The organism is Halomonas sp. KM007, from assembly GCF_050709225.1.
Lineage (GTDB): Bacteria > Pseudomonadota > Gammaproteobacteria > Pseudomonadales > Halomonadaceae > Vreelandella > Vreelandella hamiltonii.
Genome location: NZ_CP136131.1, coordinates 1804695 through 1828350 on the forward strand (window position 1 = coordinate 1804695; position 23656 = coordinate 1828350).

Genomic DNA, 23656 nt, shown 5'->3' on the forward strand with positions numbered 1-23656 from the left:
ATGAACGTCGAGATTTGGTAAGCTAACAGGCTCATTCAGCAAGCGACGAAAAGGGACATGGCATGCTCGCTTCCAAGTCACCCCCCCTGACTCCCTGGCTACCGCTGGTCGTGATTGGCGCGAGCCTGGGCTATGCCGTTACTGTCTTGACGCGCTTGCCCTGGTGGACGCTTTTCATCACCGCCACCGTGTGGATGCTGGTAGGCCTCAAGCTGCGCTGGGGTGCTCCCTTGAATGCCCGCTACCGCCCCGTCTGGCCATGGTCGCTGCTACCGCTGAGCCTGTTTGGCATTTACGTCTACCTGGTCGACAGCTTTGGCAGTGTGGACCTGGGCGCGGTATTTTTCCATCTGCAAGCGGGCATGGCCGACCATGGCGGTGGCGGCAAAATGGTCATGGCAGTGGTGTATACGCTGGTCGTGCTCGCCATGCTGATCTCCGTCATCTCTATCGCACGCCACGACCAGCGTTGGCGTCTGACCGAACGCTTTTTTGCCATTGCCTTGTTAGCCGGGAACCCGCTGCTGTATGGGCTGGGGCAACGCAGTGCCGCCATCGTGACCGATGACGGGGCCTGGCTGGATCGACGCTACGTTCAGCCACCGCTGGAAGACCAGCCCAATGCACCTAACTTGCTGCTCCTCTACCTGGAAAGCCTCGAGCGTACCTATCGTCACGACATATTCGGCAACGCCTACGATGACCTGGATGTGCTGGGTGAGCGTGGCATCGTCTTCGAAGGTGTGCAGCAAATGGACAACACCGGCTGGACCATGGCCGGGATGATCGCCAGCCAGTGCGGCGTTCCCCTGATGCCTGCTGGCCTGTTGCATGACAGCCAGTTCGAACCCCTTTCCCAGGTCGTGCCTGGCGTAGACTGCCTGGGCGATATTCTGGCGGGTCAAGGTTATCGGCTCAGCTATCTGGGGGGAGCCAGTACGCAGTTTGCGGGGAAAGGTCTCTTTTACCGAGGGCATCAGTTCGACACGGTCAAGGGCAAGGAGGATTTCATCACGGACATGGAGGACCCCGAATATCTCAATAGCTGGGGCCTCTATGACGATACCCTCTACGACTTCACCGTCGACGAAATACGCCGTTTGAACCGTGAAGACGATGGCCCCTGGGCAGTGGTCAACCTGAGCATCGCGGGCCATGCCCCCAGCGGCTTTCCCGCTCAGCGTTGCATTGACCGTCAAGGGGCCTTCGATGGCCAGGACATTCTTTACTCCGTGGAGTGTTCGGCCTGGCTGGCCCGCGATCTGATCGAACGGCTAGAAGCAGAAAACCTGCTGGAGAATACGCTGGTGGTGGTGCTCAGCGACCACCTGACCATGCGCGTGTCGGTATGGGATCAACTGACGGCGCTGGATCGCGACAATACCATGATCATGCTGGGCGACAGGGTGACTCCCCAGCGGATACGCCGCGAAGCCACCATGCTGGATGTGTTTCCCACCATACTGGACGCCATGGGATTACCGCTACACGAAGGCCGAGCAGGCCTTGGCACCTCCCTGTTGGGCCGCCGTCCTACCTTGGCGGAAAACCACGGGCTGAATACGCTCAATGCCCGTCTGCGCGAAGAAACAGCGCTTCAGCATCGCCTATGGGAAGGCCTCGCCCCCCAGCGCAGAGAGCCTGAGGAGAGCTCCTCGGCGCAGGTCATGGAGACCCCGGCCGATCAAGCCGAGGAAGTCGAGATCCTGCACTGACAGCGCCTTCGTCAGCCCCTCACGGCAGGTCGGCGCAGATCGACTGATAGACGCGCTCGACGGGCAAATCGTTGAGACAGTTGGTATGCCCCAGCGGGCACACTCGCGCGAAGCATGGCGAGCAGGAGAGCCCCAGGTAGTGAATGGACGCCTGTTCGGTGAGAGGCGGCGTATAGGCAGGAGACGACGAACCATATAGCGCCTGAATACGCACTCCAACCGCTGCCGCCACATGCATCAGGCCAGAGTCATTGGTGACCACCTGACGGCAGTCGGCCAACAGATCGACGGCGTCGGCCAGCTGGGTTTTCCCGCACAGGTTGTGTGCATGCGACAGCCCCTTCACGATCGCCTGCCCCGCCTCACGGTCTTTTGCTCCCCCCAGCACGCGCACCTCAAAGCCGTCTTTGACCAGTTTTGCCGCCAACTGATGAAAATAGGCCAATGGCCATTGCTTGGCCGGCCCATACTCAGCGCCTGGCATCATGCCGATTGCGGGGCGGGAAGAGAGCGCGTGGCTCAACCGCAGATTCACCAGATTGTCACGGTCAATGGTGAGCCTGGGCTTGGGAATGGCAAACTGGCCAGTTTGCGCTTCAGAGGCAGGAAGCCCCAGCGAGACAAAGCGCTTGACGGTCTGATCCAGCACCTGTTTATCCAGCTTGCGGCGCTCTTTCAGCAGCCCGTAGCGATGCTCCCCCAGGAACCCTACCCGCTCAGGGATCCGTGCCATGAAAGGCACCAGCGCCGCCTTCCAGGAGCGCGGCAGCACAATGGCGCGGTCAAAGCGGCCCCGCAACCGAGCGGCCAGCTCCCGCCGACTCGCCAGGCCAAATTCACCATGGCCGACCTCCAGTGGCAACACCTCATCGACTTCGGGCATGCGCTCGAGAATCGGCTGCGACCAGGCCGGGGCCACCACGCCCAGCGTGGCCCCTGGGGTGCGCGCCTTCAAGGTCATGAACAGGCTTTGCGCCATGACCATATCGCCGACCCAGGAAGGGCCGACCACCAGCAGCCGCTTGGCAAAGTCAGCCATTCAGCCACTCCAGATAGGCCTTGACCCCCTGAGCCACCGTCTTGAACTCGACATCACATCCCGCTGCACGCAGGTGGCCGATGTCCGCACGGGTATAGCTCTGGTAGCGCCCCTTCAGCTCCTGGGGGAACGGGATATAGTCGATTTCGCCCTGACCATAGAAATCGATCACCGCTTCACCAATCGCCTTGAAAGGTTCGGCACGGCCCGTACCCAGGTTGAAGATGCCCGACGCGCTGGGGTTGTCCAGGAACCAGAGATTCACGTCGACCACATCGCCAACGTAGACAAAATCGCGACTCTGCATGCCCGCCTCATAGCCGCCGTAGGCACCGAACAGTTTCAGCGTTTCGCCGTTACGGATCTGGAGATGGTTGTGGTACGCCACGCTAGCCATCTTGCCCTTGTGCTGCTCTCGAGGGCCGTAGACGTTGAAGTAGCGGAAACCTACCACTTGGGTAGTCAGCTCGTTCCAGCGCGAACGCACGTGCTGATCGAACAGCAGCTTGGAGTAGCCATAGACGTTGAGCGGTTTCTCGTGCTCAGGGGCTTCCTTGAACACGTCGCTGCCGCCGTAGGTGGCCGCTGACGAGGCGTACAGAAACGGAATGCCCAGCTTCTCGCAGTAGTTGAGCAGCACCTTGGAGTACTCGAAGTTGTTCTCCATCATGTAGTGGCCGTCCCACTCCGTGGTATCCGAGCAGGCACCCTCATGGAAAATCGCATCGATGGTCGGCAGGTCCACCGTTTCACCGCGCAGCGCGGCTTTCACCCGGGCAATGAAATCATCCTTGTCCAGGTAGTCGGCGAGCGTGCAGTCCGCCAGGTTGACGAATTTGGTGCCATCGCGCAGATCGTCGACCACCATCACATCGTCACGGCCACGAGCATTTAGCGCTTTGACAATATTGGCGCCGATAAACCCGGCGCCGCCTGTTACCACGATCATCTCGTTCTCCTTATCAAAAGCGGCTGTTTTGCTAACGTGCCTATAACCCATCTGCCTGTAATTGTATACTTGACGGCTTATGAATTCATGGCCAACGGTGCTTTCCGCGATGAGTGTCTCGACAAACCAATCGACACCCGATGTGTCGACCTTTCAAGGCTTGATCCTTGCTCTGCAACAGTACTGGGCAGAACAGGGCTGTGTGATTCTCCAGCCCCTCGATATGGAAGTCGGCGCGGGCACCTTCCACCCCGCCACCTTCCTGCGGGCGATTGGCCCCGAAACCTGGAACGCTGCCTATGTGCAGCCTTCCCGCCGCCCCACCGACGGCCGCTACGGCGAAAATCCCAATCGCCTGCAGCACTACTACCAGTTTCAGGTGGTGATGAAGCCCTCCCCCAGCAATCTGCAGGACCTGTACCTGGGGTCACTGAAGCGCCTGGGCCTCGACCCGCTGGTTCACGACGTTCGCTTCGTGGAAGACAACTGGGAATCCCCCACGCTCGGGGCCTGGGGCCTGGGCTGGGAAGTATGGCTAAACGGCATGGAAGTCACCCAGTTCACCTACTTCCAGCAGGCGGGCGGCATCGAGTGCTACCCCGTCACCGGCGAGCTGACCTACGGCCTCGAGCGTATCGCCATGTACCTGCAAAACGTCGATAGCGTTTACGATCTGGTCTGGGCCATTGCGCCAGACGGCAGCAAGGTCAGCTACGGCGATGTTTACCTGCAAAACGAGCGGGAGCAGTCAGCCTACAACTTCGAGCACGCCGACGTCGACCAGCTCTTTGCTGCCTTCGACCATCAGGAAAAAGAGTGCAGCAAACTACTGGCCGCCAGCCTGCCGCTACCCGCCTACGAGCAAGTGCTCAAGGCGTCGCACACTTTCAACCTGCTGGATGCGCGCCACGCCATCTCGGTCACCGAACGTCAACGCTTCATCCTGCGTGTGCGGACCATGGCCCGTGACGTGGCGACCGCCTACTTCGAATCACGCAAAGCAGCAGGGTTCCCCATGGCGCCCGAGGCCCTGCGCCGCGAACTGCTAGCCGACCAAGGAGACGCATGATGGCCGTTGATACGCTTTTACTGGAACTGGGTGCCGAGGAGCTGCCGCCTACCGCCCTGGACGCGCTCTCTGATGCGTTTGCTGCGGGTATTGAAAAAGGTCTGCAGGAAGCAGAGGTTCCGTTTCACTCCGTCACTGCCTATGCAACACCGCGTCGTTTGGCCGTCCAGGTATCGGGATTGGCCGACAAGCAGCCGGATCGTGAAGTGGAGCGCCGTGGTCCCGCGCTGGCCGCCGCATTCAAGGATGGCGTGCCCACCAAGGCCGCCGAAGGCTTTGCGCGCTCCTGTGGCGTCAGCGTGGATGAGCTGATTCACCTGGAAACCGACAAAGGCACCTGGCTGGGCTTCCAGGAGCAGCAGCAAGGCGAGAGTGTCCAAGCACTACTGCCAGAGATGATTCGCAAGACGCTTCAGTCGCTGCCGGTGCCCAAGAACATGCGCTGGGGCGCGTCTCGTGTGGAGTTCTCCCGCCCGGTACACTGGTTGGTGGCCCTGTATGGCAAGGAAGTGATTGCCGCAGAAGCACTAGGCCTGCAGGCCAGCCGCACCACCTACGGTCATCGCTTCCACGCCCCGGATGCGATCCAGCTCGAACACGCCGACGATTATCTGGCAGTACTGGAAAACGCCTACGTGCTGGCCGACCGTCAGCAGCGCCGCGAGCGTATTCGTGAGCAGGTGCTGGCCGAGGCAGAAGTTCAGGAAGCCAATGCGGTCATCGATGAAGACCTGCTGGTCGAGGTCAGCGGTTTGGTCGAGTGGCCCGTGGCATTGACCGGCAGCTTCGATGAGCGCTTTTTGGACGTGCCCGCCGAGTGCCTGATCTCCTCCATGAAGGCCAACCAGAAATACTTCCACTTGCTGGATGACCACGGCAAGCTCAAGCCGCTGTTCATTACCATTTCCAACATCGAAAGCCAGGACCCTGACCAGGTCATTGCCGGCAATGAGAAGGTCATCCGTCCTCGCCTCGCGGATGCTGCGTTCTTCTACGATACCGACCGCAAAAAAACGCTGGCATCGCGCATTCCTCAGCTGGAAAGCGTCGTGTTTCAGCAGCAGCTCGGCACGCTGGCAGACAAGGCACGCCGCAGCACGGCCATTGCTACCTTCATCGCCGAGCGCATCCAGGGTGATGTTGCCCACGCTCAGCGTGCCGTGGCACTGGCCAAATGCGACCTGGTCACTGAGATGGTACTCGAGTTCCCCGAGCTGCAAGGCATCATGGGCCGCTACTACGCCGAGCAGGATGGCGAGCCTGCCGAAGTAGCCCAGGCACTGGAAGAACAGTACCTGCCGCGCTTTGCCAGCGACGCCATCCCCGCCCGTCTGACTGGCCAAGCACTGGCCCTGGCAGACCGCCTTGATACGCTGGTGGGCATCTTCGGCATCGGCCAGCGCCCCACGGGCGCCAAGGACCCCTTTGCCCTGCGCCGCGCGTCCATTGGTGTGCTGAATATCCTGGTAAAAGGCGAGCTGAACCTCGACTTGCGTGAACTGCTGCAGGTCGCCGTCGACCAGCACCAGCAACTGCCCAAAGCCGAAGGACTGGTAGAGGAAGTGCTGACCTACATGCTCGACCGCTTCCGCGCTTGGGGGCAGGACGAAGGCATTACCGCCGAGATGTACCTGGCCGTGCGTGCTCGTCCCGTCAGCAAGCCGCTGGATTTTGCGCGTCGGTTACGTGCCGTCAAAGCCTTTGCCCAGCGTGAGGAAGCCACCGCTCTGGCGGCTGCCAACAAGCGTGTCTCCAATATCCTGAGCAAGCAGGCGCACGATGGCAGCACGCAAGTCGATACCACCCTGCTTCAGGAGAGCGCCGAGCAGACACTGGCGGAGGCCGTCATCCACTGCCAGCAGCAGGTAGCTCCGCTATTTGCCGCCGGTGAGTACCAGCAAGCCCTGGACACCTTGGCAACGCTGCGTGAGCCGGTCGATACGTTCTTCGATCAGGTCATGGTCATGGCCGATGACGAGGCCGTGCGTCGCAACCGCCTTGCTCTGCTCGCCAGCCTGCAGGCGCTTTTCCTGGAAGTCGCGGATATTTCTCAGCTACCCCAGTAAGCGCCTCACGTCAGAAACGCTTGCAGCCCGGCCCAGGTGGCCGGGCTTTTTATTTCTTCGTGCTTGACGAAGCTTTTGTTTCACGTGAAACATCAAGGTAAAATTAATGAAACATTTCAATTGCCGCTGCGTCTGACATACCTGGCGGCTATGCACTCACGTCGCCAAGGGAGTTGGCCATGTACGATATGTTTCTTTTCGACACCTTGCCTCAGCAGCAGTCCAACATGGTGTCTTACCAGATGGCAGGACGCAAGGTATGGCTGAAAAAAGCCGCCAAACGTAACTCACGGCTGGCTTACCTGCCGCTGACCTTGATGGCGCGGTGGCTGAACATCGAAGCGCTCAAACCGGTGCCCAATCTGGGCGGCCAGGAGAGCGTGGCGCTGGAAGCCAGTCGCATCAAAGCATTGTCTGCCGCGGGTATCGCCGTACCGACCATTCTGGCAGAAACCCCTGACGCCCTGTTGCTGGCCGATGCGGGCAGCGCGGAGGAACCCGCAGCCACGCTGCTGGAGAAATTGACCCAGGCGCAAACACCAGATGAAATCGACCAACTGTTAAACCTTGGGATTTCAGCGCTCAATGATGTTCATGAACGCAGCTGCTATCTTAGCGAGGCCTTTGCACGCAACATACTGGTCAACAAAGATGGGGTCGTTTTCATCGATTTCGAAACGGACCCAGGCCAGGTACATGAACTCACCGACTGCATGGTGCGCGATTGGCACTGTTTCATCTTTTCTCTCTATGGCAAGCTGAGCAAACGACCTCTTCATCGTGAACGCCTGACCGCAGCCCTGATGGACGGCCTGCAGGCCACCCGCGACGATGTACGCGAACGCTTTCTGGCGACCTTGCCGCGCCTGCAACGCCTCCAGAAAATTCCTTTCCAGCGCTTTGGCAGCGATGGCAAAAAGATTGCCCATACCCTGCACGCCTTGGCGCTACTGAATCAGCACCTACGCAGCAAATAGGACTTTCATGCCCTCGACGACTTCTCTGATGCCAGAACGGCTCGTGATGCTTGACCGAGATGGCGTCATCAATCATGACTCGGATGACTACATCAAGTCCCTGGCGGAGTGGGTGCCCTACCCTGCTTCCATCACGGCCATCGCGCGGCTTTCACAGGCTGGTTTTACGGTAGCCGTGGCCACCAACCAATCAGGTATTGCACGGGGCTATTACGATGAAGCCACCCTGGCAGCCATGCATCATCGCATGAGCAGCCTGGTAGAAGCCGAAGGTGGCCATATTGCGCACATCGCATATTGCCCCCATGGCCCGCAAGATGACTGCACCTGCCGAAAACCGTTGCCCGGCCTACTGACGCAAATACAGCAGGCACTTGGCCTGGATCACCTGGAGGGCAGCTGGATGGTAGGTGACAGCCTGCGAGATCTGCAGGCCGGAGAGACGGCAGGTTGCCAAAGTGTGCTGGTAAAGACAGGCAAAGGTGCGAGAACGCTAGCCAAAGGTGTGGGCTTGGAGAACACTCTGGTCGTCAGTGACCTTGCCGATTTCGTTGAACAGTTGTTAGCCGGAACACTAGATTCGCACGCGCGGAATCGCTAAACGGTTGTAAAGCGCCAAGCCTGATCACGCGGGACAGTTCTTCACATAAATTCCCATAAAAAAGCCGCAGTGGCGCATTGCCCACTGCGGCTTTTTTGATTCAATGTTTCACGTGAAACATTTTTCATCAATGGCCAATAGCTGGTGAAGGCCAGCCTTATACGTCGAGGTTGGCCACCAGTGCGTTGGTTTCGATAAAGTCTCGGCGAGGCTCTACTTCGTCGCCCATCAGCGTGTTGAACATCATGTCAGCGGCAACGGCATCTTCAATGGTCACGCGCAGCATGCGGCGACTATCGGGGTCCATGGTGGTTTCCCAGAGCTGGTCAGGGTTCATCTCCCCTAGCCCTTTATAGCGCTGTACTGACAAGCCACGTTGGCCTTCCTGCATCAACCAGGCCAACACATCAGAGAAGTGGCTGACCGGCTTCTGACGCTCGCCACGGGCAATGTAGGCGCCCTCTTCCAACAGCCCATTAAGCGTTTGCCCAAGCCCTGCAATCGCACGGTAGTCGGCACTTTCGAAGAAATCCAGACCCCACACATAATCGGTCGTCACGCCATGAGCAATCAGTGACACTGCGGGAAGATGCAGACCACGCTCGGTGTCTTCCTGAAGATGGAACTGATAACGCGGGCCGCCCTCATACGCCACTTTGTCATCCATGGCTTTCTGAAGCTCGGCAATCCAGTTCTGCATGGTACCGCGATCTTTGAGGCTGGCTTCCCCTTGCAGTGCAGTGGCATGTACTGCCTGCTTCAATACCTCAATGGGGTAAACACGTGCCAGGCGATCAATCCGCTTCATGACATTGCGGTACTGATTCACCAAGGCCTCGAGCTGCGAGCCTGCGATGCCCGGTGCATCGGCATTCACATGGAGCCCTGCACCATCCAGTGCCGTCGTGGTCAGGTAGTCCACCATGGCCTGCTCGTCTTTCAGATAGAGCTCCTGCTTGCCACGCTTGATCTTGTACAACGGTGGCTGCGCGATGAAGATATGGCCCCGCTCGATCAGCTCGGGCATCTGGCGGAAGAAGAACGTCAGCAGCAGCGTACGGATATGCGAGCCGTCCACGTCGGCATCCGTCATGATGATGACCGAGTGATAGCGCAGCTTGTCGGGGTTGAACTCTTCGCGGCCGATACCACATCCCAATGCCGTGATCAGCGTGCCTACCTCGGCGGAAGAGAGCATCTTGTCGAAGCGTGCCTTCTCGACGTTTAGAATCTTGCCCTTCAATGGCAGGATGGCCTGGGTACGACGGTCACGGCCCTGCTTGGCACTGCCGCCGGCCGAGTCACCCTCCACCAGGTAAAGTTCTGACTGGCTGGGGTCTTTCTCCTGACAATCAGCCAGCTTGCCGGGCAAGCCAGCAATGTCCAGAGCCCCCTTACGACGCGTCATGTCACGCGCTTTACGGGCGGCTTCACGGGCTCGCGCCGCGTCGATCATCTTGTTGACGATCGACTTGGCTTCATTGGGCTTTTCGATCAGGTATTCTGCGAACAGACGCCCCATCTCCTGCTCTACCGCCGTTTTCACTTCGGAAGAAACCAGCTTGTCCTTGGTCTGCGAGGAGAACTTGGGATCCGGTACCTTCACCGAAATGATGGCCGTCAAACCTTCACGAGCGTCATCACCGGAGGTATTGACCTTCGATTTCTTGAGCAGATTTTCGGCTTCGATGTAATGGTTCAATGTCCGTGTGAGCGCTGCCCGAAACCCTGCCAAGTGAGTACCACCATCCCGCTGGGGAATGTTGTTGGTGTAGCAGAAGATGTTTTCTGTAAACGCATCACTCCACTGCATGGCCACTTCGACTTCCACCCCATCTTCCCGCTCCGCATTGAAGTGGAAAACCGGGTTGAGAACGGTCTTGTTCTTGTTGAGGTGATCAACAAAGGCTTTCAAGCCGCCCTCGTAATGGAAAAGCTCCTCCTTGCCACTACGCTCATCCATCAGGCGAATTGCAACGCCGGAGTTCAGGAAGGAGAGTTCACGTAGCCGCTTGGCCAGAATATCGTAGTGAAACTCGATATTGGCGAACGTGGCAGGAGACGGACGAAAATGTACACGTGTACCGCTTTTTTCAGTTTTGCCCACGGCACCAAGGGGAGCCTGCGGCACGCCGTGGTGATAGATCTGCTCGAATACTTCGCCTTGCCGCCAGATGGTGAGACGCAGCTCTTCTGAAAGCGCGTTAACCACCGAGACACCTACCCCGTGCAGCCCGCCAGACACCTTGTAGGAGTTGTCATCGAACTTGCCGCCTGCGTGCAGCACGGTCATGATGACCTCAGCTGCCGAAACGCCTTCGCCTTCATGCAGTTCAGTCGGAATACCGCGGCCGTTATCACTCACGGTGATCGATTCATCCGGGTGGATGACGACGCGAATTTCACTGCAGTGGCCTGCCAGAGCTTCATCGATGGAGTTATCCACCAGCTCGAAAACCATGTGGTGCAGCCCGGTGCCATCGTCGGTATCACCGATGTACATGCCCGGACGCTTGCGTACTGCGTCCAGTCCTTTGAGCACCTTGATGCTTGATGAATCGTAAGCCTGCTCGCTCATTGACCACTCCGTCGTGAAGTCTGTCTCGTTCCGTGTCGTTTAGCCATCCGTCTCCAATTGACTCCATCCAGCCGGGGAATGTTTCACGTGAAACATTTTTATGTCCGTACTGGCTTGCCAACTATTCCTCAGAGCCGTGGCTTCAACGCTGGTAATAAAAGCCTGACACTGCATTTCTTCCAGTAAATGGCAAAATTGATGGCGGTGCCTGTCATCCAGCTCCGCAGGTAAATCATCAATCAGATAGATACAGTGCCGCTGCGTGGTACTTTCCAGAAGCCGCCCCTGAGCCAGCTTCAGCGCACTGACGACCAATTTCTGCTGGCCTCTGGAAAGCACCTCGACGGCTGGCTGCTTGTTCAATCGAATACGTAAATCTGCTCTCTGAGGGCCCTGCTGGGTAAACCCCATCTGCTGATCCGTCTCTCGGCTATCCCTCAGCACTTCTGCCAGAGAGCGCTGCTTATCCCACCCTCGGGCATAGCGCAGCGTCAGGCCAGGTAGTGGCAGCAATTTATGCAGCGTTTCTTCGAACATGGGCAAGAACTGGCTAAACCACTCAAGGCGAAGCCGATCCATCTCTTCGCCCCACTGCGCAAGCTCTTGCTCCCAAACAACCAGCTCACTGGCCACCATTCTACCACGCCTGAGAAGGGCATTCCGATGTTTCACTGCTCGGCGCGTTCTTCGCCAGGCATCCAGGAAATGATGTTTCACGTGAAACACACCCCAGTCGAGAAACTCTCTACGCCCGGCAGGAGAGCCCTCCAGCAACCTGAAGGCATCGGGATTGATGAGCTGTAGGGGCATCGCCTCCACGAGCTCGGCCAAGCGCACCCCCTTCTCCCCCCTCAAACGCAGCTCCAGCTCGCGCTGAGTGCGTAACCGCCTGACCCCCAGGGTAACCTCAGGGGCACCCCCCAAACGACCATACAGGGTCATATATGGGGCTTCCGTCTGTATGGCATGCTTGAGCTGACGGGTTCGAAAGGAGCGCCCCATACCCAGCACATGAATACCTTCCAGAACGCTGGTCTTGCCACTGCCATTATCGCCGTGCAGCACATTGATGCGCGGCGATGGCTGCACGGTGGTGGGGGCCAGGTTACGCAGGCCGTGGAAAGTAAGCTCCTTGATGCTCATGCGTCGATGTCACTCTTCAAGACCATTGACTGCCGTCCAGCACACGTGAAAACGGCGCTTCTGAAACCAGAAGCGCCGTCATAGATAACGTCCTGCTGCCGTTTATAGACGCATGGGCATGACGACGTACAGCGCATCACCGCCACCTGGCTCTTCCAGCAGCGCACTGCTATTGGGGTCAGCCAACGTCATTTGAACGCGGTCTTCATTCAACACGGAAAGCACGTCCACCAGATAACTAACGTTGAAGCCGACTTCCATGGCACTGCCATTGTATTCGACAGCGACGTTCTCCTCGGCTTCTTCCTGTTCCGGGTTGTTGGCCATCACCTTGAGATTGCCCTCTTCCAGATAGAGACGAACACCACGGTACTTCTCGTTGGAGAGGATGGCGGTCCGCGACAGCACCTGACGCAACTCGGCGCGCTCGGCGATCAGCACCTTGTCACCATTGCGCGGCACAACACGTTCGTAGTCCGGGAATTTACCGTCAACCAGCTTGGTCGTGAACGTAAAATCACCCGTGTGAGCACGCACATGGGTCGCGCCCAGCGTCAGGCTTACGGGCTCGTCACTGTCGTCAAGTAAGCGAGAAAGCTCCAGAATACCCTTGCGCGGCACGATCAGTTTCTGCGCCTGGCTGACGGCCACTTCTACCGGACGTGAGCACATGGCCAGCCGATGCCCATCGGTGGCCACCGTGCGCAGCAGATTGCTCTGAATCTCCAGCAGCATGCCATTCAGGTAGTAGCGCACGTCCTGCTGGGCCATGGCGAAGGATGTCGACTCGATCAAGTGCTTCAACGTACCGCGCGGTACGCTCAACTCCTGGCTACCATCCGCATCTTCGATGTTGGGAAACTCTGCAACCGGAAGTGTAGAAAGTGTAAAGCGCGAACGACCACTACGTAATACGGCGCGCCCGTCCTCCACAGCCAGTTGAATATCCGACTGATCCGGCAATGACTTGCAGATATCCATCAGCTTGCGCGCAGGAACCGTTGCTGCGCCTGGCTGGTCCACCTGGCTGGCCACCGTGCGCCCCACCAATTCGACTTCCAGGTCGGTACCGGTCAGCGCTACCTGATCACCTTCGACCTGGATCAAGACGTTCGACAGCACAGGCAGCGTTTGGCGCCGTTCTACGACCCCCGCCACCAGAGTCAGCGGGCGAAGCAGCGCCTCTCGGGAAATGGTAAATTTCATCGAAACTCCGGTTTTCTATCCTGAAAGGCCCACCGCAGCAGGCCGACATAATGGGTTAGCTGGTCAGCAGGCGCAGGAGGTTCTTGTAGTCCTCGCGAATATCTGCGCTCTCCTCCTGCAACGCCTTCACTTTACGACAAGCGTGCAATACCGTCGTATGGTCGCGCCCACCAAAGGCATCACCAATTTCCGGCAGGCTGTGATTGGTCAACTCCTTGGCCAGCGCCATGGCCACCTGCCGAGGGCGCGCCACTGAACGAGAGCGTCGCTTGGAGAGCAGGTCCGCCACCTTGATCTTGTAATACTCAGCCACCGTGCGCTGAATATTATCCACCCCCACCTGCTTGTCTTGAAGGGCCAACAGGTCTTTCAACGACTCACGGATGAAGTCCTGGGTGATCGGCTTGCCCATGAAGTGGGAGTCGGCAATGACCTTTTTGAGCGCACCTTCCAGCTCCCTCACGTTGGAACGTATTTTCTGAGCGATGAAGAAGGCTGCATCATGCGGTAACTCGACCTTGGCCTGGTCGGCTTTCTTCATCAGGATCGCGACCCGCGTCTCCAGCTCAGGCGGCTCGATGGCTACCGTCAAGCCCCAACCGAACCGCGACTTCAAACGTTCTTCGACGCCACTGATCTCTTTGGGGTAGCGATCCGAGGTCAGGATCATCTGCTGGCCACCTTCCAACAGGGCGTTGAAGGTATGGAAAAACTCCTCCTGGGAGCGCTCCTTGCCAGCAAAGAATTGAATATCATCGATCAACAAGGCGTCGACACTGCGATAAAAACGCTTGAAGTCATTGATGGCGTTGAGCTGAAGCGCCTTCACCATATCCGCCACGAAGCGCTCGGAGTGCAGATACACCACTCGGGCGTTTTCCCGCCTACCTGCCAGGGCATTGCCCACGGCATGCATCAAGTGGGTTTTACCCAGGCCTACCCCGCCGTAGAGGAACAGCGGGTTATAGGCCCCACCCGGATTTTCGGATACCTGCCGAGAGGCCGCACGCGCCAACTGGTTCGATTTACCTTCCACGAAGGTATCAAAGGTGAAGTTGGGATTCAGGCCGCTGCTGTGCTTCAGGCTACCTTCTACCTGTACCTGGCGCTCGTTGCCGCGTCGGCCGGCGCCCGACTCTTCGCGCAACTGCTCGATTTCACGCTCATCGCCCACTTCACCGCGGGGCGGAGTATGGACGGCGGGAGCAGGCGCCTGAGCAGGCGATGCGGAGACGGGATTACCCAGCTCTCTAGGCTGTGGCGCAGGTGCCGAGGTGCGACGACTACCCACGGTCAAGCTGACCTTGGGAGGTTTGGAAGGAGCAAGCTCGCGCATCAGTTCACTGATTCGCTTCGCATATTTATCGCTCACCCAATCGCGCACAAAGCGGTTCGGCGCCAACAAGCGAAGCTCGTTGGACTCTCCTTCTTCTGCCTGCAGTGGACGTATCCAGGTATTGAACTGTTGCGAATTCAGTTCGTCCTGCAGGTAGTCCAGGCACTGTTGCCAAAGCGCGAGTGACACTCATCTCACCATCGGTTGAAAACGGCCGACCATTGTAGCGCCCAACGAAACGGTTATCCACACGCACTCGGGGCTCTTTTCCGCCTGTGGACAAATGACCATGAGAGCTTAGGAAAAACAGCGGACGGCATGGGTACAAAACCGCAAATTGCTGAGTTGTGCTGCGTTAATCACACATAAATCACAGCTTTTACGCTGCTTCACAGCCAGTTACCCACAGATTTTTTATTATTTTAAGGTTTTGATAAAAATAGGGATAAATGAGTTATCCACAATTAGTATCCCCACTATTAATAACAACAGGTTTAAGTAAACCCATTAGTAATAGTAGTGTCATTGACGTTCGTCAGACTGACAGGGCATCGTGGGCCGCCATTGCCCTTTTCACGCTTTTCATGCAAGGAAAAATTGCACCGAGGCCAGGAAGTCTCTACAATTTCCGGTCTTGAATTGAAACTCCCCGGCTGGTTCCTCACTGGACCGGGTCATCTGGAATTCAATTTCCGTCCTAAACCACGTGGGAATAACGAGTTATGAAACGCACTTTTCAACCCAGCGTTCTCAAGCGCAAGCGCGCGCATGGCTTCCGTGCTCGTATGGCAACCAAGAACGGCCGTGCCGTCATCGCACGCCGCCGTGCCAAAGGCCGCAAGCGTCTGAGCGCCTGATCTCGGATTGCGTGTGTCGCCTCAAGGCTTTCCCCGGTGCTTGCGATTGCTGAACGCTGGGGATTTCAGTCACGTGTTCGAACAAGCCGACTTGAAAGTCCATGGCAAGGGCATGATGGCGCTAGCGCGCTTGAATACTCTGGGGCACCCCCGCATTGGCCTGATAGTCAGCAAGAAAAATGTGAAGCTTGCTGTGGAACGTAACCGCTTCAAGCGCCTGGTTAGAGAATCCGTTCGCCTTCGTCAGGATCGCTTGCCCGCTGTGGATATCGTGATCATGGCCAAGCGAGGCGTTCAGGAGATCGACAACGAGACGCTGACTCGCCAATTGCATGGCATGTGGAAACGACTCCAGCGCGAGGCTCCGGCGGTATCGACATCTCCGCCATCACATGGCCTGACACGTGACACTTGACGACACACCTCGCCGCTCGACCTCGGCCTGCCGCTTGGCAGGCTTTCGTGTGTCATGGGCCGAGCAAATGACACTGCGCCATTAGCATGTTCACCACCCATCGGGCAGAACCCTCATGGACGTAAAACGACTTTTATTACTGATTCCACTGGCAGTGCTTGCCTACCTACTGGTTGTACAGTGGAATCAGGATTACGGGCAGACCAGCTACGACTCCACTCCCGAAATGACCCAGACAAGCAATGGGGCACCTGCGAGTGAAGGCGGCAGCGACGATCTTTCCGTTCCCAGTACTTCCGCACCTCAGGCCGCCATCGATGAAGGCATGAGCGACTCGCCAAGTTCGACCGCCAGTCGTGACTTCATCGCCGTCACTACCGATGTGCTGGACGTACGCATCGACCCCTTTGGTGGGGATATCGTGTATGCCGCTCTGCCACAGCACAAGCTGACGCTGGACTCTGAACGCAACTACGTGTTGCTGTCGGATAACGCCACGCGCAGCTACGTAGCACGCTCTGGCCTGCAGCTGGATGGCCAGGCAAGCCGCATCACGTTTACGCCTGAAAACACCGAATACCGCCTGGGCAACGACGAGCAAGAGCTCACCGTCGACCTGACGGCAGAAGTCAACGGCGTTGACGTGATCAAGCGCCTGACCTTCGAGCGCGGCAGCTATGCGGTCAATGTCAGCTATTACCTGGCCAACAACACTGATGAACCGGTCAGTGCCCGTTTCATTGGCCAACTGGCTCGCGATAACAGCCCGGACCCCTCCAGTGGCGTCGCCATGGGCATGAGCTCTTATCTGGGCGCTGCCTACTCGTCACCCGATAACCGCTACGAAAAAGTCGATTTCGATGATATCCAGCGCGGTCGGTTCGAGAACCGTGAAGCCCAAGGTGGCTGGGTAGCCATCATTCAGCACTACTTCGTCTCTGCCTGGGCACCTGCTCAGAATCAGCAGAACCTGTACTACGCGACCACCGACTCCAGCAACCGCAACGTTGCCGCCTTTGCAGGGCCAGTGACCAGCATAGCCGCCCAAGGCGAAGCGACGCTGGGGGCTACCCTTTACATGGGTCCCAAGGTCCAGGAGTACCTGGAGCAGGTGGCACCGAACCTGCGCCTGACCGTGGACTATGGTTGGCTGTGGTTCATTGCCAACCCGCTGTTCTGGCTGCTCGACAAGATTCATGACCTGGTCGGCAACTGGGGCTGGTCCATCGTTCTGCTGACCGTGCTGGTCAAGCTCGCGCTATTCCCGCTTTCAGCCAAGGCCTATAAGTCCATGGCTCGGATGCGCAAGCTCGGGCCGGAGATGCAGCGTCTCAAAGAGCTTTATGGCGATGATCGCCAGAAAATGTCTCAAGAGATGATGAAGTTCTACCAGAAAGAGAAGATCAACCCGCTGGGTGGCTGCTTGCCGATCCTCATCCAGATGCCGGTCTTCATCGCGCTGTACTGGATGCTGCTGGAATCCGTTGAACTTCGCCATGCGCCGTTCATGCTGTGGATCCAGGATCTGTCGGTGAAAGATCCGTACTTCATTCTGCCCATCCTGATGGGGGTATCGATGTACGTTCAGCAGCTGCTCAACCCGACGCCTCCGGATCCCATGCAGGCCAAGATCATGAAGATGCTGCCCATTATCTTCACGTTCTTCTTCCTGTGGTTCCCGGCGGGTCTGGTCATCTACTGGGTGGTGAACAACATCATCTCGGTAGCCCAGCAGTACGTGATTACCCGCAGTATCGAGAAAGACCCCAACGTGGGTAAAGGGATGCGCACCAAGTAGCCTCTCATCCCGCCCTTTACCAGACCCCCGCTAAAGCGGGGGTCTGGCGTTTCAGGCCTGCCCTTTTCTTCCGCTGCATACACGATACACTCTCTTTTTTGATCTCCGGGACGCGTTATGGCTGAACGACTCTATACCCAAGACACGATTACCGCCCTGGCCACCCCCCCAGGGCGCGGCGGCGTGGGCATCATCCGCGTATCCGGCCCGGAAAGCCGCCATATCGCTCAGGCCATACTGGGGCAATGCCCTCCCCCGCGTCATGCCTATTACGGCCCCTTCAGTGGTGCTCAAGGCATTATCGACGAAGGGATTGCGCTGCTGTTTACCGGGCCTAACTCCTTTACCGGGGAGGACGTGCTGGAGCTGCAGGGGCACGGTGGCCCCGTGATCATGGATATGCTGCTGGAGCGCTGCCTCGCGCTGGGCGCCCGCCTGGCTCGGCCTGGCGAGTTCTCCGAACGCGCGTTCTTGAATGACAAGCTGGACCTGGCCCAGGCCGAAGCGATTGCCGACCTGATCGATGCCAGCTCACGCTCGGCTGCCGAAAATGCCCTTCGCTCGCTGCAAGGCGAGTTTTCACAGCGCGTTTCTGGGCTGGTTCAGCAGTTGATCGAACTGCGTGTCTATGTTGAGGCCGCCATCGACTTCCCCGAAGAAGAGATCGACTTTCTTGCCGATGGCCACGTGGCAACGCATCTTGAGCAGGTGCAGCAGGCGCTGATGCGTGTGCGCCAGGCCGCAGGCCAAGGCGCCTTGCTGCGTGAAGGCATGAGCGTGGTGATTGCAGGGCGCCCCAATGCGGGCAAGTCCAGCCTGCTCAATGCGCTGACCGAGCAGGACACGGCCATCGTCACGGACATTGCCGGCACTACCCGTGACGTACTGCGTGAATACATCCACTTGGACGGCATGCCACTGCACATTATCGACACCGCTGGCCTGCGCGATACGCCGGACGCGGTAGAAAAAATTGGCGTTGCCCGGGCCTGGGAAGAGATCGAGAAAGCCGATCGCGTGCTGCTGCTGGTCGATGCCTCGCTTACCCAGGCAACGGACCCCATGGCCATCTGGCCCGAGTTCGTGGCCCGCCTGCCAGACCGACAGCGCTTGACCCTGGTGCGCAACAAGATCGACAGCAGCGCCGAAGCGCCAGGGCTCGAAACACCTGAGTTACCCACAAGCACTCCCATCGTCAGGCTGTCGGCCAAAACGGGAGCGGGTGTGGATAACTTGAAAGCCCATTTGAAAGAGGTGATGGGCTTTTCCGCCACTACCGAAGGACGTTTCTCGGCGCGCCGCCGTCATCTGGACGCTCTGGACCGTGCCATGGCCGCGTTGGAAGCAGGGCGCACTCAGTTGGAAGGCTACGGAGCAGGCGAACTATTGGCCGAAGATCTTCGCGATGCCCAGCAGGCACTGGGAGAGATTACCGGCGAGTTCAGTGCCGACGATCTGCTGGGAGAGATATTCGGGAGCTTCTGCATCGGGAAGTGAAACGGTGCGTATTCCGGCGAACGTGACCACCCGTTGCGGCAATAGCCCCGATAGTGACCGATTTGCTCACTCCTCTCTCGCTGGCTCTGGTTTTGTAAGCTAACCGGTCACGATAGGTCAACTTCTACCGCTTGCGGGGCGGCTTTTTTGCACATCGATTTTCCTCTGAGTATCAGGCGGTGGGTGCTGTGTAGTAGCCGGTCCAGGATGGCATCGGCCAGCGGCGCGGCGCCGATGTAGTCGTGCCAGTGCTCAATGGGCAGTTGGCTGGGTCATTACATATCGGAGCAGGCTTGCGTAGATGCCGGCACTAATGACACGTCAGTACAGGCTTACGCATTCCGTAACTCTTCAAACTTACTCCGAGGCAGCCACTCAATTGCCAGATCACGGCCGCAAACTTTTACAACGCCCTGGCTAGCGTTCGGTTTATCGTGTTCGGCGCGATACACCAGCAAGGTGTCCAGCAGCTCCATCAAATGCATTTTGAAGCCGGAATCCTTCAATGAATCGTGATCAGCCTCCTCGAATCGCCAACGAGCATGATCGAGACGGTTATCATCGGAATCACTCAGAAAAAACACCTCCCCTTCTGCTCGATTATCTGCCAGGTACTGTTCCGCCAGTTGGTTGAGTCGGGTTTGATCGAAGTTAGCGTCGTAGCTCATATCTCGTTTCCTTCTGATACGGTCGTGCCGTCAGCACAACCCAAGATTGTTAAAAGTTGGTTCAGAATTCGTCGTTGTGGGCTGTTAGAAAAGTCAGCAAGGTGAATAATACCCTGATACTCAAGGGGTTCGGCGTATGTCATAACCCGAGGAAATATCTTGCTTTTCAGTGCAGCAGGCTCTGAAAGCTTCAGAGTCGGCATCAGGCCCTCTATAGAGCGATCAGCATGCTCTGTCAGCAGGCAGCCCACATGGAGCATCTTGGAGCCGTAAAACAGCATAAGAACCGCCTGTTTGGCCCATGGCCCGGTCTCCAGTCGATAGAAAGCGCCACGGTTACGCGTCCCATTACCCGCTCGGAAAAAATTAAATCTAGGCGCGTACAGGAGGCCGGAAGCATCTTTTTGAAAAGCGGTATGGACGAAGGGCCTCAGCAACTCTACGTTTTCCGGCCCAATCCTGGTCATGTCACCTTTACTGACAAACGGCTCGAATAGCTCTTCGAGATTGCTTGTTAATGCTTGTTCAAGCCAACTTGCGTGTATGGCAGGTAATTCTCTGGTCAACTGGATTGCCTGCTCGTGGTGTCGCTTTCCCTCGGCAATGCCTTCTTCGAGAATGTCTTTTAGCGTTTTCACCTTGCTCACATACTCCTTCGTTGCCCGTTCTACCACTGCCTGATAATCCCGCAACGCCCAAGCGATGTGAGATTGCCGGTCGACAGCGTTGACGCATGACTCAAGCCAAGTATGAATACTGTCTTGTTGGGTATTTTTCCGGTAACTGAGATTTTGATAGTGAGCGACCGGTTGGCTGCTGGTGTTGAGCAAACGGGATGTCCGGTGACAAACCGTTAACCCACCCAAACCAAAGGCAGAGGGGGCCTGTCGATTTTTAGTCAGGTAAATAAACAGCGTCTCGTCTGCCTGTGCCGGATCCGTGGCATTAATCACCTCAAGGTAACGCGCAACCTGCCGGGGCTGGTCCTGCGCATTGAGTTTGTTTTCGACAACGATCTGACGTTTACCATCAGTTATCCACAGGTCAATCTGATCTCCCTGGCCATCCGGACAATGTTCTTTCAGCACGGTTACACATGTCGGATCCAGCCAATCCTGTCGTCCGATAGCCTCCAGGAAGAGTTCAAGAAATCGCGTTCCCTGATAATGCTTCCCCTTCGGATTCAGCAGAGCATAGATAAACCGGGTATGAAGCCGGACTTCATCATTGACGGACAGAACCGAGCTGAGCAAATTGAAGTCATTCAATCCCTTTCGTTTTTGTTCTGCTTGTTCCTCGTCAAACGCTTCCAGCGCAGCGAAGAGTTCTTCCCATGATTCCATTTCGCCTGCCTTATCCCGTCTCAACGCTGGTTTTGACCTGGTTATACACAGCCCGCATCAGGTACTGAGAAGCGATGTTGCGGAAAGACGTATCGTTCATCAGGCGTATGAAAATGTCTTCGTTGCCGTCCATGCGCTCTACAAACAAGTTCTCAAGCTGCTTGTTAAATACCGGTTCGAAGTTCTCTAGGCTGTTAGCCATGACGGCCTGGCGTAGCTGTTCGTTGGCAACGGCGGTTTCCTTCACCTGATCGAAGAACAGCTGATCCGCCGGGGTAAATTCAGTACCAAATCGCTCATTGAGCTTGTCGACCAGTGTCGATAACTGCACCTCTTCCTCTGCCTGGCCGGTGCCGACCTCTGTCGGGCCATACAAGGCTTCCGGCTCGCCTACTTTCAGGTCGATGGCGCCTTCACTGATTTTCTGGAGCCGGTAGTATTTCAGCTCTACCTCGTCATCAACCTGCACCGTGCGCGTATCGGTGGTAACTGTCAAGGTATCTGTCGCCCTGTTTGATTTTTATGCAGCTATTTTCTCTACCTCCCTAACTACTCGGCGCTCTGGGTTTAGCGATACTAATCCCGGCTTATTCATGAGGCAGGCCTGAAAACGAAGATAGCGGATGGTATTCTCTATAAAAATCAGTGCATTCCGCTAAGAATCTGATTCAAGAGGACCATCCGCTATGGGTGAAAGCATATCTCCCTGGATTCCGACCTGCAACGGATCTATACGCGTTGAGCTCGACGGCCAACGCACCACCAGCGACAGCGGCGTGATCGAGGTGCTGGAGGATAACTTGGTCGATAGACTCAACCCACTACGTATCCGTCACTCCCTGGCCAGTCAGCTGCGAACGCTGGTGCTGCAGCGTGCGATGGGCTGGATCGATCTCAGCGATACCGACACGCTGCGCCGTGACCCGCTTTGGCAGTTGGCCTGCAGCGATGCGCGCGGCATGACGCCATTGGCTCAAGATCGGCCCTCTCAAGCCACATTATCGCGGCTGCTGGCGTGTCTCGGGCGTAGCGACAACACCGATGCCGTACACGAAGGCCTGCTGCGGGAGGGCAATGCCGGCCCAGCCGAGGATGCCGACACCTGGATCCCTCATCTAGTACGGCGACTCAACGAGAGCACCGGTGCCCAGGTGCGAGTGCGCATCGACGCTGGCTTCACTGACAATGCGACATTGGAGGCCTTGGAAGAGCGCGACATCGAGTACCTGGGTCGGCTGCGTAGCCATACAGGTCTGCAGAAGCTGGCAGCGCCCTATCTCAAGCGACCGAGTGGCCGACCACCTGAGCAGCCTCGTGAATGGTGCCATGACCTGGCGTACCAAGCCGGCACCTGGCCGACGCCAAGGCGCGTGGTACTGGTGGTCCAAGAACGTCCCGATGACCTACTGCTGCATGCCTTCTTCCTGGTCACCAACCTCGGCAAGTTCGACTGGCCGCCGGAGAAGGTCCTGGCGCTCTACCGCAAGCGCGGCAGCGCCGAGGCGCACATGGGCGAAGTGAAGTCAGCGCTCGACGTGCACCTCTCGTCGACCGATCGCGGCGCCTCCACCGTTCAAGAGGTGATGGCCCGCAACGAAGTGAGCCTGCTACTGAGTCTCTACGCCTACCAGGTCTTGCATGGACTGCGCTGCCTCCTGGAGCGGCAAACCCACCAAGGCTGGAGCCTGAGCCGGATGCGCGAGCAAGTGCTCAAGATCGCGTCCACTATCTCGCTACACGCCCGGCGCATCACTGTTCACCTTGGCGATGCCGCTGACAAATGGTGGCCCACCTTGCTTAAGGGGCTACCGAAGCTGACCGCACTGAGCTGATACACGGTTGATATCACAACCGATCCAAGCGCAAGGCGGCCATCACGATGGCTGGCGATCACGGCTGCCCTGATGGCCGGAATCGATTACTGAAGGTTATATAGCAACAAAGAAACCGTACTATTTGGGTATATATCGGCAGGTACTCACACCGCAAATACGGCTGCTGGGAGTCGGTGCCAGCAACCTGGGGCTTCGCGATGCTCAATCAGCATACTCATGAATAAGGCGGGGTTATCCGTTTCGAGGAGCTTTTTCGGGGCACCATCGACACCGCCAGCGTTTATCCGCGGGAAGTGCTCAAAGCCACGCTGGCCTACAACGCCGCTGCCGTCATTTTGGTTCATAACCATCCCAGTGGTGACCCGGAACCCAGCGATTCAGATAGGCGAATCACAGAGCGCCTGAAGGAAGCCTTAGAGCTAATGGATATCTAGGTGATTGATCACGTAGTGGTGGCGAGCGAAGGGTGCCAGTCATTTGCGGAGTTGGGGTATTTGTAGTGATACGGGAGGTAAAGCAAGAGCTGCCCAATGTGGTAGCTCTCAAAAAAGCTTCTTTTTTTGG

At 57.5% G+C, this 23656-nt stretch carries 20 protein-coding genes and 1 pseudogene; 11 read left to right on the top strand and 10 right to left on the bottom strand.

Annotated elements, in window-relative coordinates; all coding sequences use genetic code 11:
• The first annotated feature begins 62 nt into the window (after positions 1–62).
• Positions 63–1715, top strand: coding sequence for an alkaline phosphatase family protein (locus RVM27_RS08450; RefSeq protein WP_498957731.1), 1653 nt, complete (start codon positions 63–65; stop codon positions 1713–1715).
• A 19-nt stretch (positions 1716–1734) separates the two neighbouring features.
• Here the strand turns inward: RVM27_RS08450 and waaF are convergent, their stop codons facing one another.
• Positions 1735–2754, bottom strand: a complete 1020-nt coding sequence (gene waaF / locus RVM27_RS08455; protein ID WP_498957732.1) for a glycosyltransferase family protein — start codon at positions 2752–2754, stop codon at positions 1735–1737.
• Entirely contained in the window at positions 2747–3703 is a 957-nt protein-coding gene (gene rfaD, locus RVM27_RS08460; RefSeq protein ID WP_016915616.1) for an ADP-glyceromanno-heptose 6-epimerase, read from the bottom strand. Before rfaD ends, waaF begins: the two co-directional genes overlap by 8 nt.
• Positions 3704–3812: 109 nt before the next feature.
• On the opposite strand from rfaD, the gene glyQ reads away from it, so the two are divergent.
• The 4 genes from glyQ to gmhB all read left to right on the top strand — a co-directional run bounded on the left by glyQ (position 3813) and on the right by gmhB (position 8416).
• Positions 3813–4772: a glycine--tRNA ligase subunit alpha gene (gene glyQ, locus RVM27_RS08465; RefSeq protein WP_026001915.1), complete on the top strand. Its 960-nt coding sequence runs from the start codon at positions 3813–3815 to the stop codon at positions 4770–4772.
• Positions 4772–6838 carry a glycine--tRNA ligase subunit beta gene (gene glyS / locus RVM27_RS08470; RefSeq protein WP_498957733.1) on the top strand — a complete coding sequence of 689 codons (2067 nt, stop codon included), beginning with the start codon at positions 4772–4774 and terminating at the stop codon, positions 6836–6838. The genes glyQ and glyS overlap by 1 nt, the downstream gene beginning before the upstream one ends.
• A 179-nt stretch (positions 6839–7017) precedes the next feature.
• The gene (locus tag RVM27_RS08475) at positions 7018–7815 is read left to right on the top strand and encodes a BUD32 family EKC/KEOPS complex subunit (RefSeq protein WP_498957734.1); all 798 of its coding nucleotides are present in this window, start codon (positions 7018–7020) and stop codon (positions 7813–7815) included.
• Positions 7816–7822: 7 nt separating this feature from the next.
• The gene (gmhB, locus tag RVM27_RS08480; protein WP_498957735.1) at positions 7823–8416 is read left to right on the top strand and encodes an HAD family hydrolase; all 594 of its coding nucleotides are present in this window, start codon (positions 7823–7825) and stop codon (positions 8414–8416) included.
• 157 nt (positions 8417–8573) lie between these two features.
• Here gmhB and gyrB read toward each other — a convergent pair whose 3' ends face one another.
• The 4 genes from gyrB to dnaA form a co-directional block, all read right to left on the bottom strand.
• Complete coding sequence (gene gyrB / locus RVM27_RS08485) at positions 8574–10994, bottom strand: DNA gyrase subunit B (protein WP_498957736.1); 2421 nt, start codon at positions 10992–10994, stop codon at positions 8574–8576.
• A gap of 39 nt (positions 10995–11033) precedes the next feature.
• Positions 11034–12137, bottom strand: coding sequence for a DNA replication/repair protein RecF (recF, locus tag RVM27_RS08490; protein WP_498957737.1), 1104 nt, complete (start codon positions 12135–12137; stop codon positions 11034–11036).
• A 102-nt stretch (positions 12138–12239) separates the two neighbouring features.
• Positions 12240–13343, bottom strand: coding sequence for a DNA polymerase III subunit beta (gene dnaN, locus RVM27_RS08495; RefSeq protein WP_218314097.1), 1104 nt, complete (start codon positions 13341–13343; stop codon positions 12240–12242).
• 55 nt (positions 13344–13398) lie between these two features.
• Complete coding sequence (dnaA, locus tag RVM27_RS08500) at positions 13399–14868, bottom strand: chromosomal replication initiator protein DnaA (RefSeq protein WP_039179107.1); 1470 nt, start codon at positions 14866–14868, stop codon at positions 13399–13401.
• A 533-nt stretch (positions 14869–15401) separates the two neighbouring features.
• On the opposite strand from dnaA, the gene rpmH reads away from it, so the two are divergent.
• The 4 genes from rpmH (at position 15402) to mnmE (ending at position 19246) form a co-directional block, all read left to right on the top strand.
• A complete protein-coding gene (gene rpmH, locus RVM27_RS08505; RefSeq protein WP_009723348.1) occupies positions 15402–15536 on the top strand; it encodes a 50S ribosomal protein L34 in 135 nt (44 codons plus the stop codon).
• 13 nt (positions 15537–15549) lie between these two features.
• The gene (rnpA, locus tag RVM27_RS08510; RefSeq protein ID WP_157779951.1) at positions 15550–15951 is read left to right on the top strand and encodes a ribonuclease P protein component; all 402 of its coding nucleotides are present in this window, start codon (positions 15550–15552) and stop codon (positions 15949–15951) included.
• A gap of 115 nt (positions 15952–16066) precedes the next feature.
• Complete coding sequence (gene yidC / locus RVM27_RS08515; RefSeq protein ID WP_287805868.1) at positions 16067–17749, top strand: membrane protein insertase YidC; 1683 nt, start codon at positions 16067–16069, stop codon at positions 17747–17749.
• A gap of 117 nt (positions 17750–17866) precedes the next feature.
• Positions 17867–19246, top strand: coding sequence for a tRNA uridine-5-carboxymethylaminomethyl(34) synthesis GTPase MnmE (mnmE, locus tag RVM27_RS08520; protein ID WP_287805870.1), 1380 nt, complete (start codon positions 17867–17869; stop codon positions 19244–19246).
• 107 nt (positions 19247–19353) lie between these two features.
• Here the strand turns inward: mnmE and RVM27_RS08525 are convergent, their stop codons facing one another.
• From RVM27_RS08525 to RVM27_RS08540, 4 genes are all read right to left on the bottom strand, one after another.
• On the bottom strand, positions 19354–19509 hold the full coding sequence (locus RVM27_RS08525; protein WP_498957758.1) for an ATP-binding protein: 156 nt from the start codon (positions 19507–19509) through the stop codon (positions 19354–19356).
• A gap of 69 nt (positions 19510–19578) precedes the next feature.
• Positions 19579–19914, bottom strand: coding sequence for a hypothetical protein (locus RVM27_RS08530; protein ID WP_287805872.1), 336 nt, complete (start codon positions 19912–19914; stop codon positions 19579–19581).
• The gene (locus RVM27_RS08535; RefSeq protein ID WP_498956358.1) at positions 19911–21257 is read right to left on the bottom strand and encodes a PDDEXK-like family protein; all 1347 of its coding nucleotides are present in this window, start codon (positions 21255–21257) and stop codon (positions 19911–19913) included. The genes RVM27_RS08530 and RVM27_RS08535 overlap by 4 nt, the downstream gene beginning before the upstream one ends.
• Before the next feature lie 10 nt (positions 21258–21267).
• Positions 21268–21753 carry a hypothetical protein gene (locus RVM27_RS08540; protein ID WP_287805875.1) on the bottom strand — a complete coding sequence of 162 codons (486 nt, stop codon included), beginning with the start codon at positions 21751–21753 and terminating at the stop codon, positions 21268–21270.
• A 190-nt stretch (positions 21754–21943) separates the two neighbouring features.
• Here RVM27_RS08540 and RVM27_RS08545 point away from each other — a divergent pair, with 190 nt between their 5' ends.
• The gene (locus tag RVM27_RS08545; protein ID WP_498956359.1) at positions 21944–23089 is read left to right on the top strand and encodes a transposase; all 1146 of its coding nucleotides are present in this window, start codon (positions 21944–21946) and stop codon (positions 23087–23089) included.
• Between the two features lie 233 nt (positions 23090–23322).
• Positions 23323–23592 (top strand): annotated as a pseudogene (locus RVM27_RS08550) (JAB domain-containing protein); the annotation flags it as partial.
• Positions 23593–23656 lie beyond the last annotated feature (64 nt).

Coding starts and splice junctions, on each gene's coding strand:
- gyrB (WP_498957736.1), bottom strand. CDS start 10,994: ATGAGCGAGCAGGCTTACGATTCATCAAGCATCAAGGTGCTCAAAGGA.
- glyS (WP_498957733.1), top strand. CDS start 4,772: ATGGCCGTTGATACGCTTTTACTGGAACTGGGTGCCGAGGAGCTGCCG.
- rfaD (WP_016915616.1), bottom strand. CDS start 3,703: ATGATCGTGGTAACAGGCGGCGCCGGGTTTATCGGCGCCAATATTGTC.
- rpmH (WP_009723348.1), top strand. CDS start 15,402: ATGAAACGCACTTTTCAACCCAGCGTTCTCAAGCGCAAGCGCGCGCAT.
- RVM27_RS08530 (WP_287805872.1), bottom strand. CDS start 19,914: ATGAGCTACGACGCTAACTTCGATCAAACCCGACTCAACCAACTGGCG.
- RVM27_RS08535 (WP_498956358.1), bottom strand. CDS start 21,257: ATGGAATCATGGGAAGAACTCTTCGCTGCGCTGGAAGCGTTTGACGAG.
- yidC (WP_287805868.1), top strand. CDS start 16,067: ATGGACGTAAAACGACTTTTATTACTGATTCCACTGGCAGTGCTTGCC.
- RVM27_RS08475 (WP_498957734.1), top strand. CDS start 7,018: ATGTACGATATGTTTCTTTTCGACACCTTGCCTCAGCAGCAGTCCAAC.
- RVM27_RS08450 (WP_498957731.1), top strand. CDS start 63: ATGCTCGCTTCCAAGTCACCCCCCCTGACTCCCTGGCTACCGCTGGTC.
- gmhB (WP_498957735.1), top strand. CDS start 7,823: ATGCCCTCGACGACTTCTCTGATGCCAGAACGGCTCGTGATGCTTGAC.
- recF (WP_498957737.1), bottom strand. CDS start 12,137: ATGAGCATCAAGGAGCTTACTTTCCACGGCCTGCGTAACCTGGCCCCC.
- RVM27_RS08545 (WP_498956359.1), top strand. CDS start 21,944: ATGGGTGAAAGCATATCTCCCTGGATTCCGACCTGCAACGGATCTATA.
- glyQ (WP_026001915.1), top strand. CDS start 3,813: ATGAGTGTCTCGACAAACCAATCGACACCCGATGTGTCGACCTTTCAA.
- dnaN (WP_218314097.1), bottom strand. CDS start 13,343: ATGAAATTTACCATTTCCCGAGAGGCGCTGCTTCGCCCGCTGACTCTG.
- mnmE (WP_287805870.1), top strand. CDS start 17,867: ATGGCTGAACGACTCTATACCCAAGACACGATTACCGCCCTGGCCACC.
- waaF (WP_498957732.1), bottom strand. CDS start 2,754: ATGGCTGACTTTGCCAAGCGGCTGCTGGTGGTCGGCCCTTCCTGGGTC.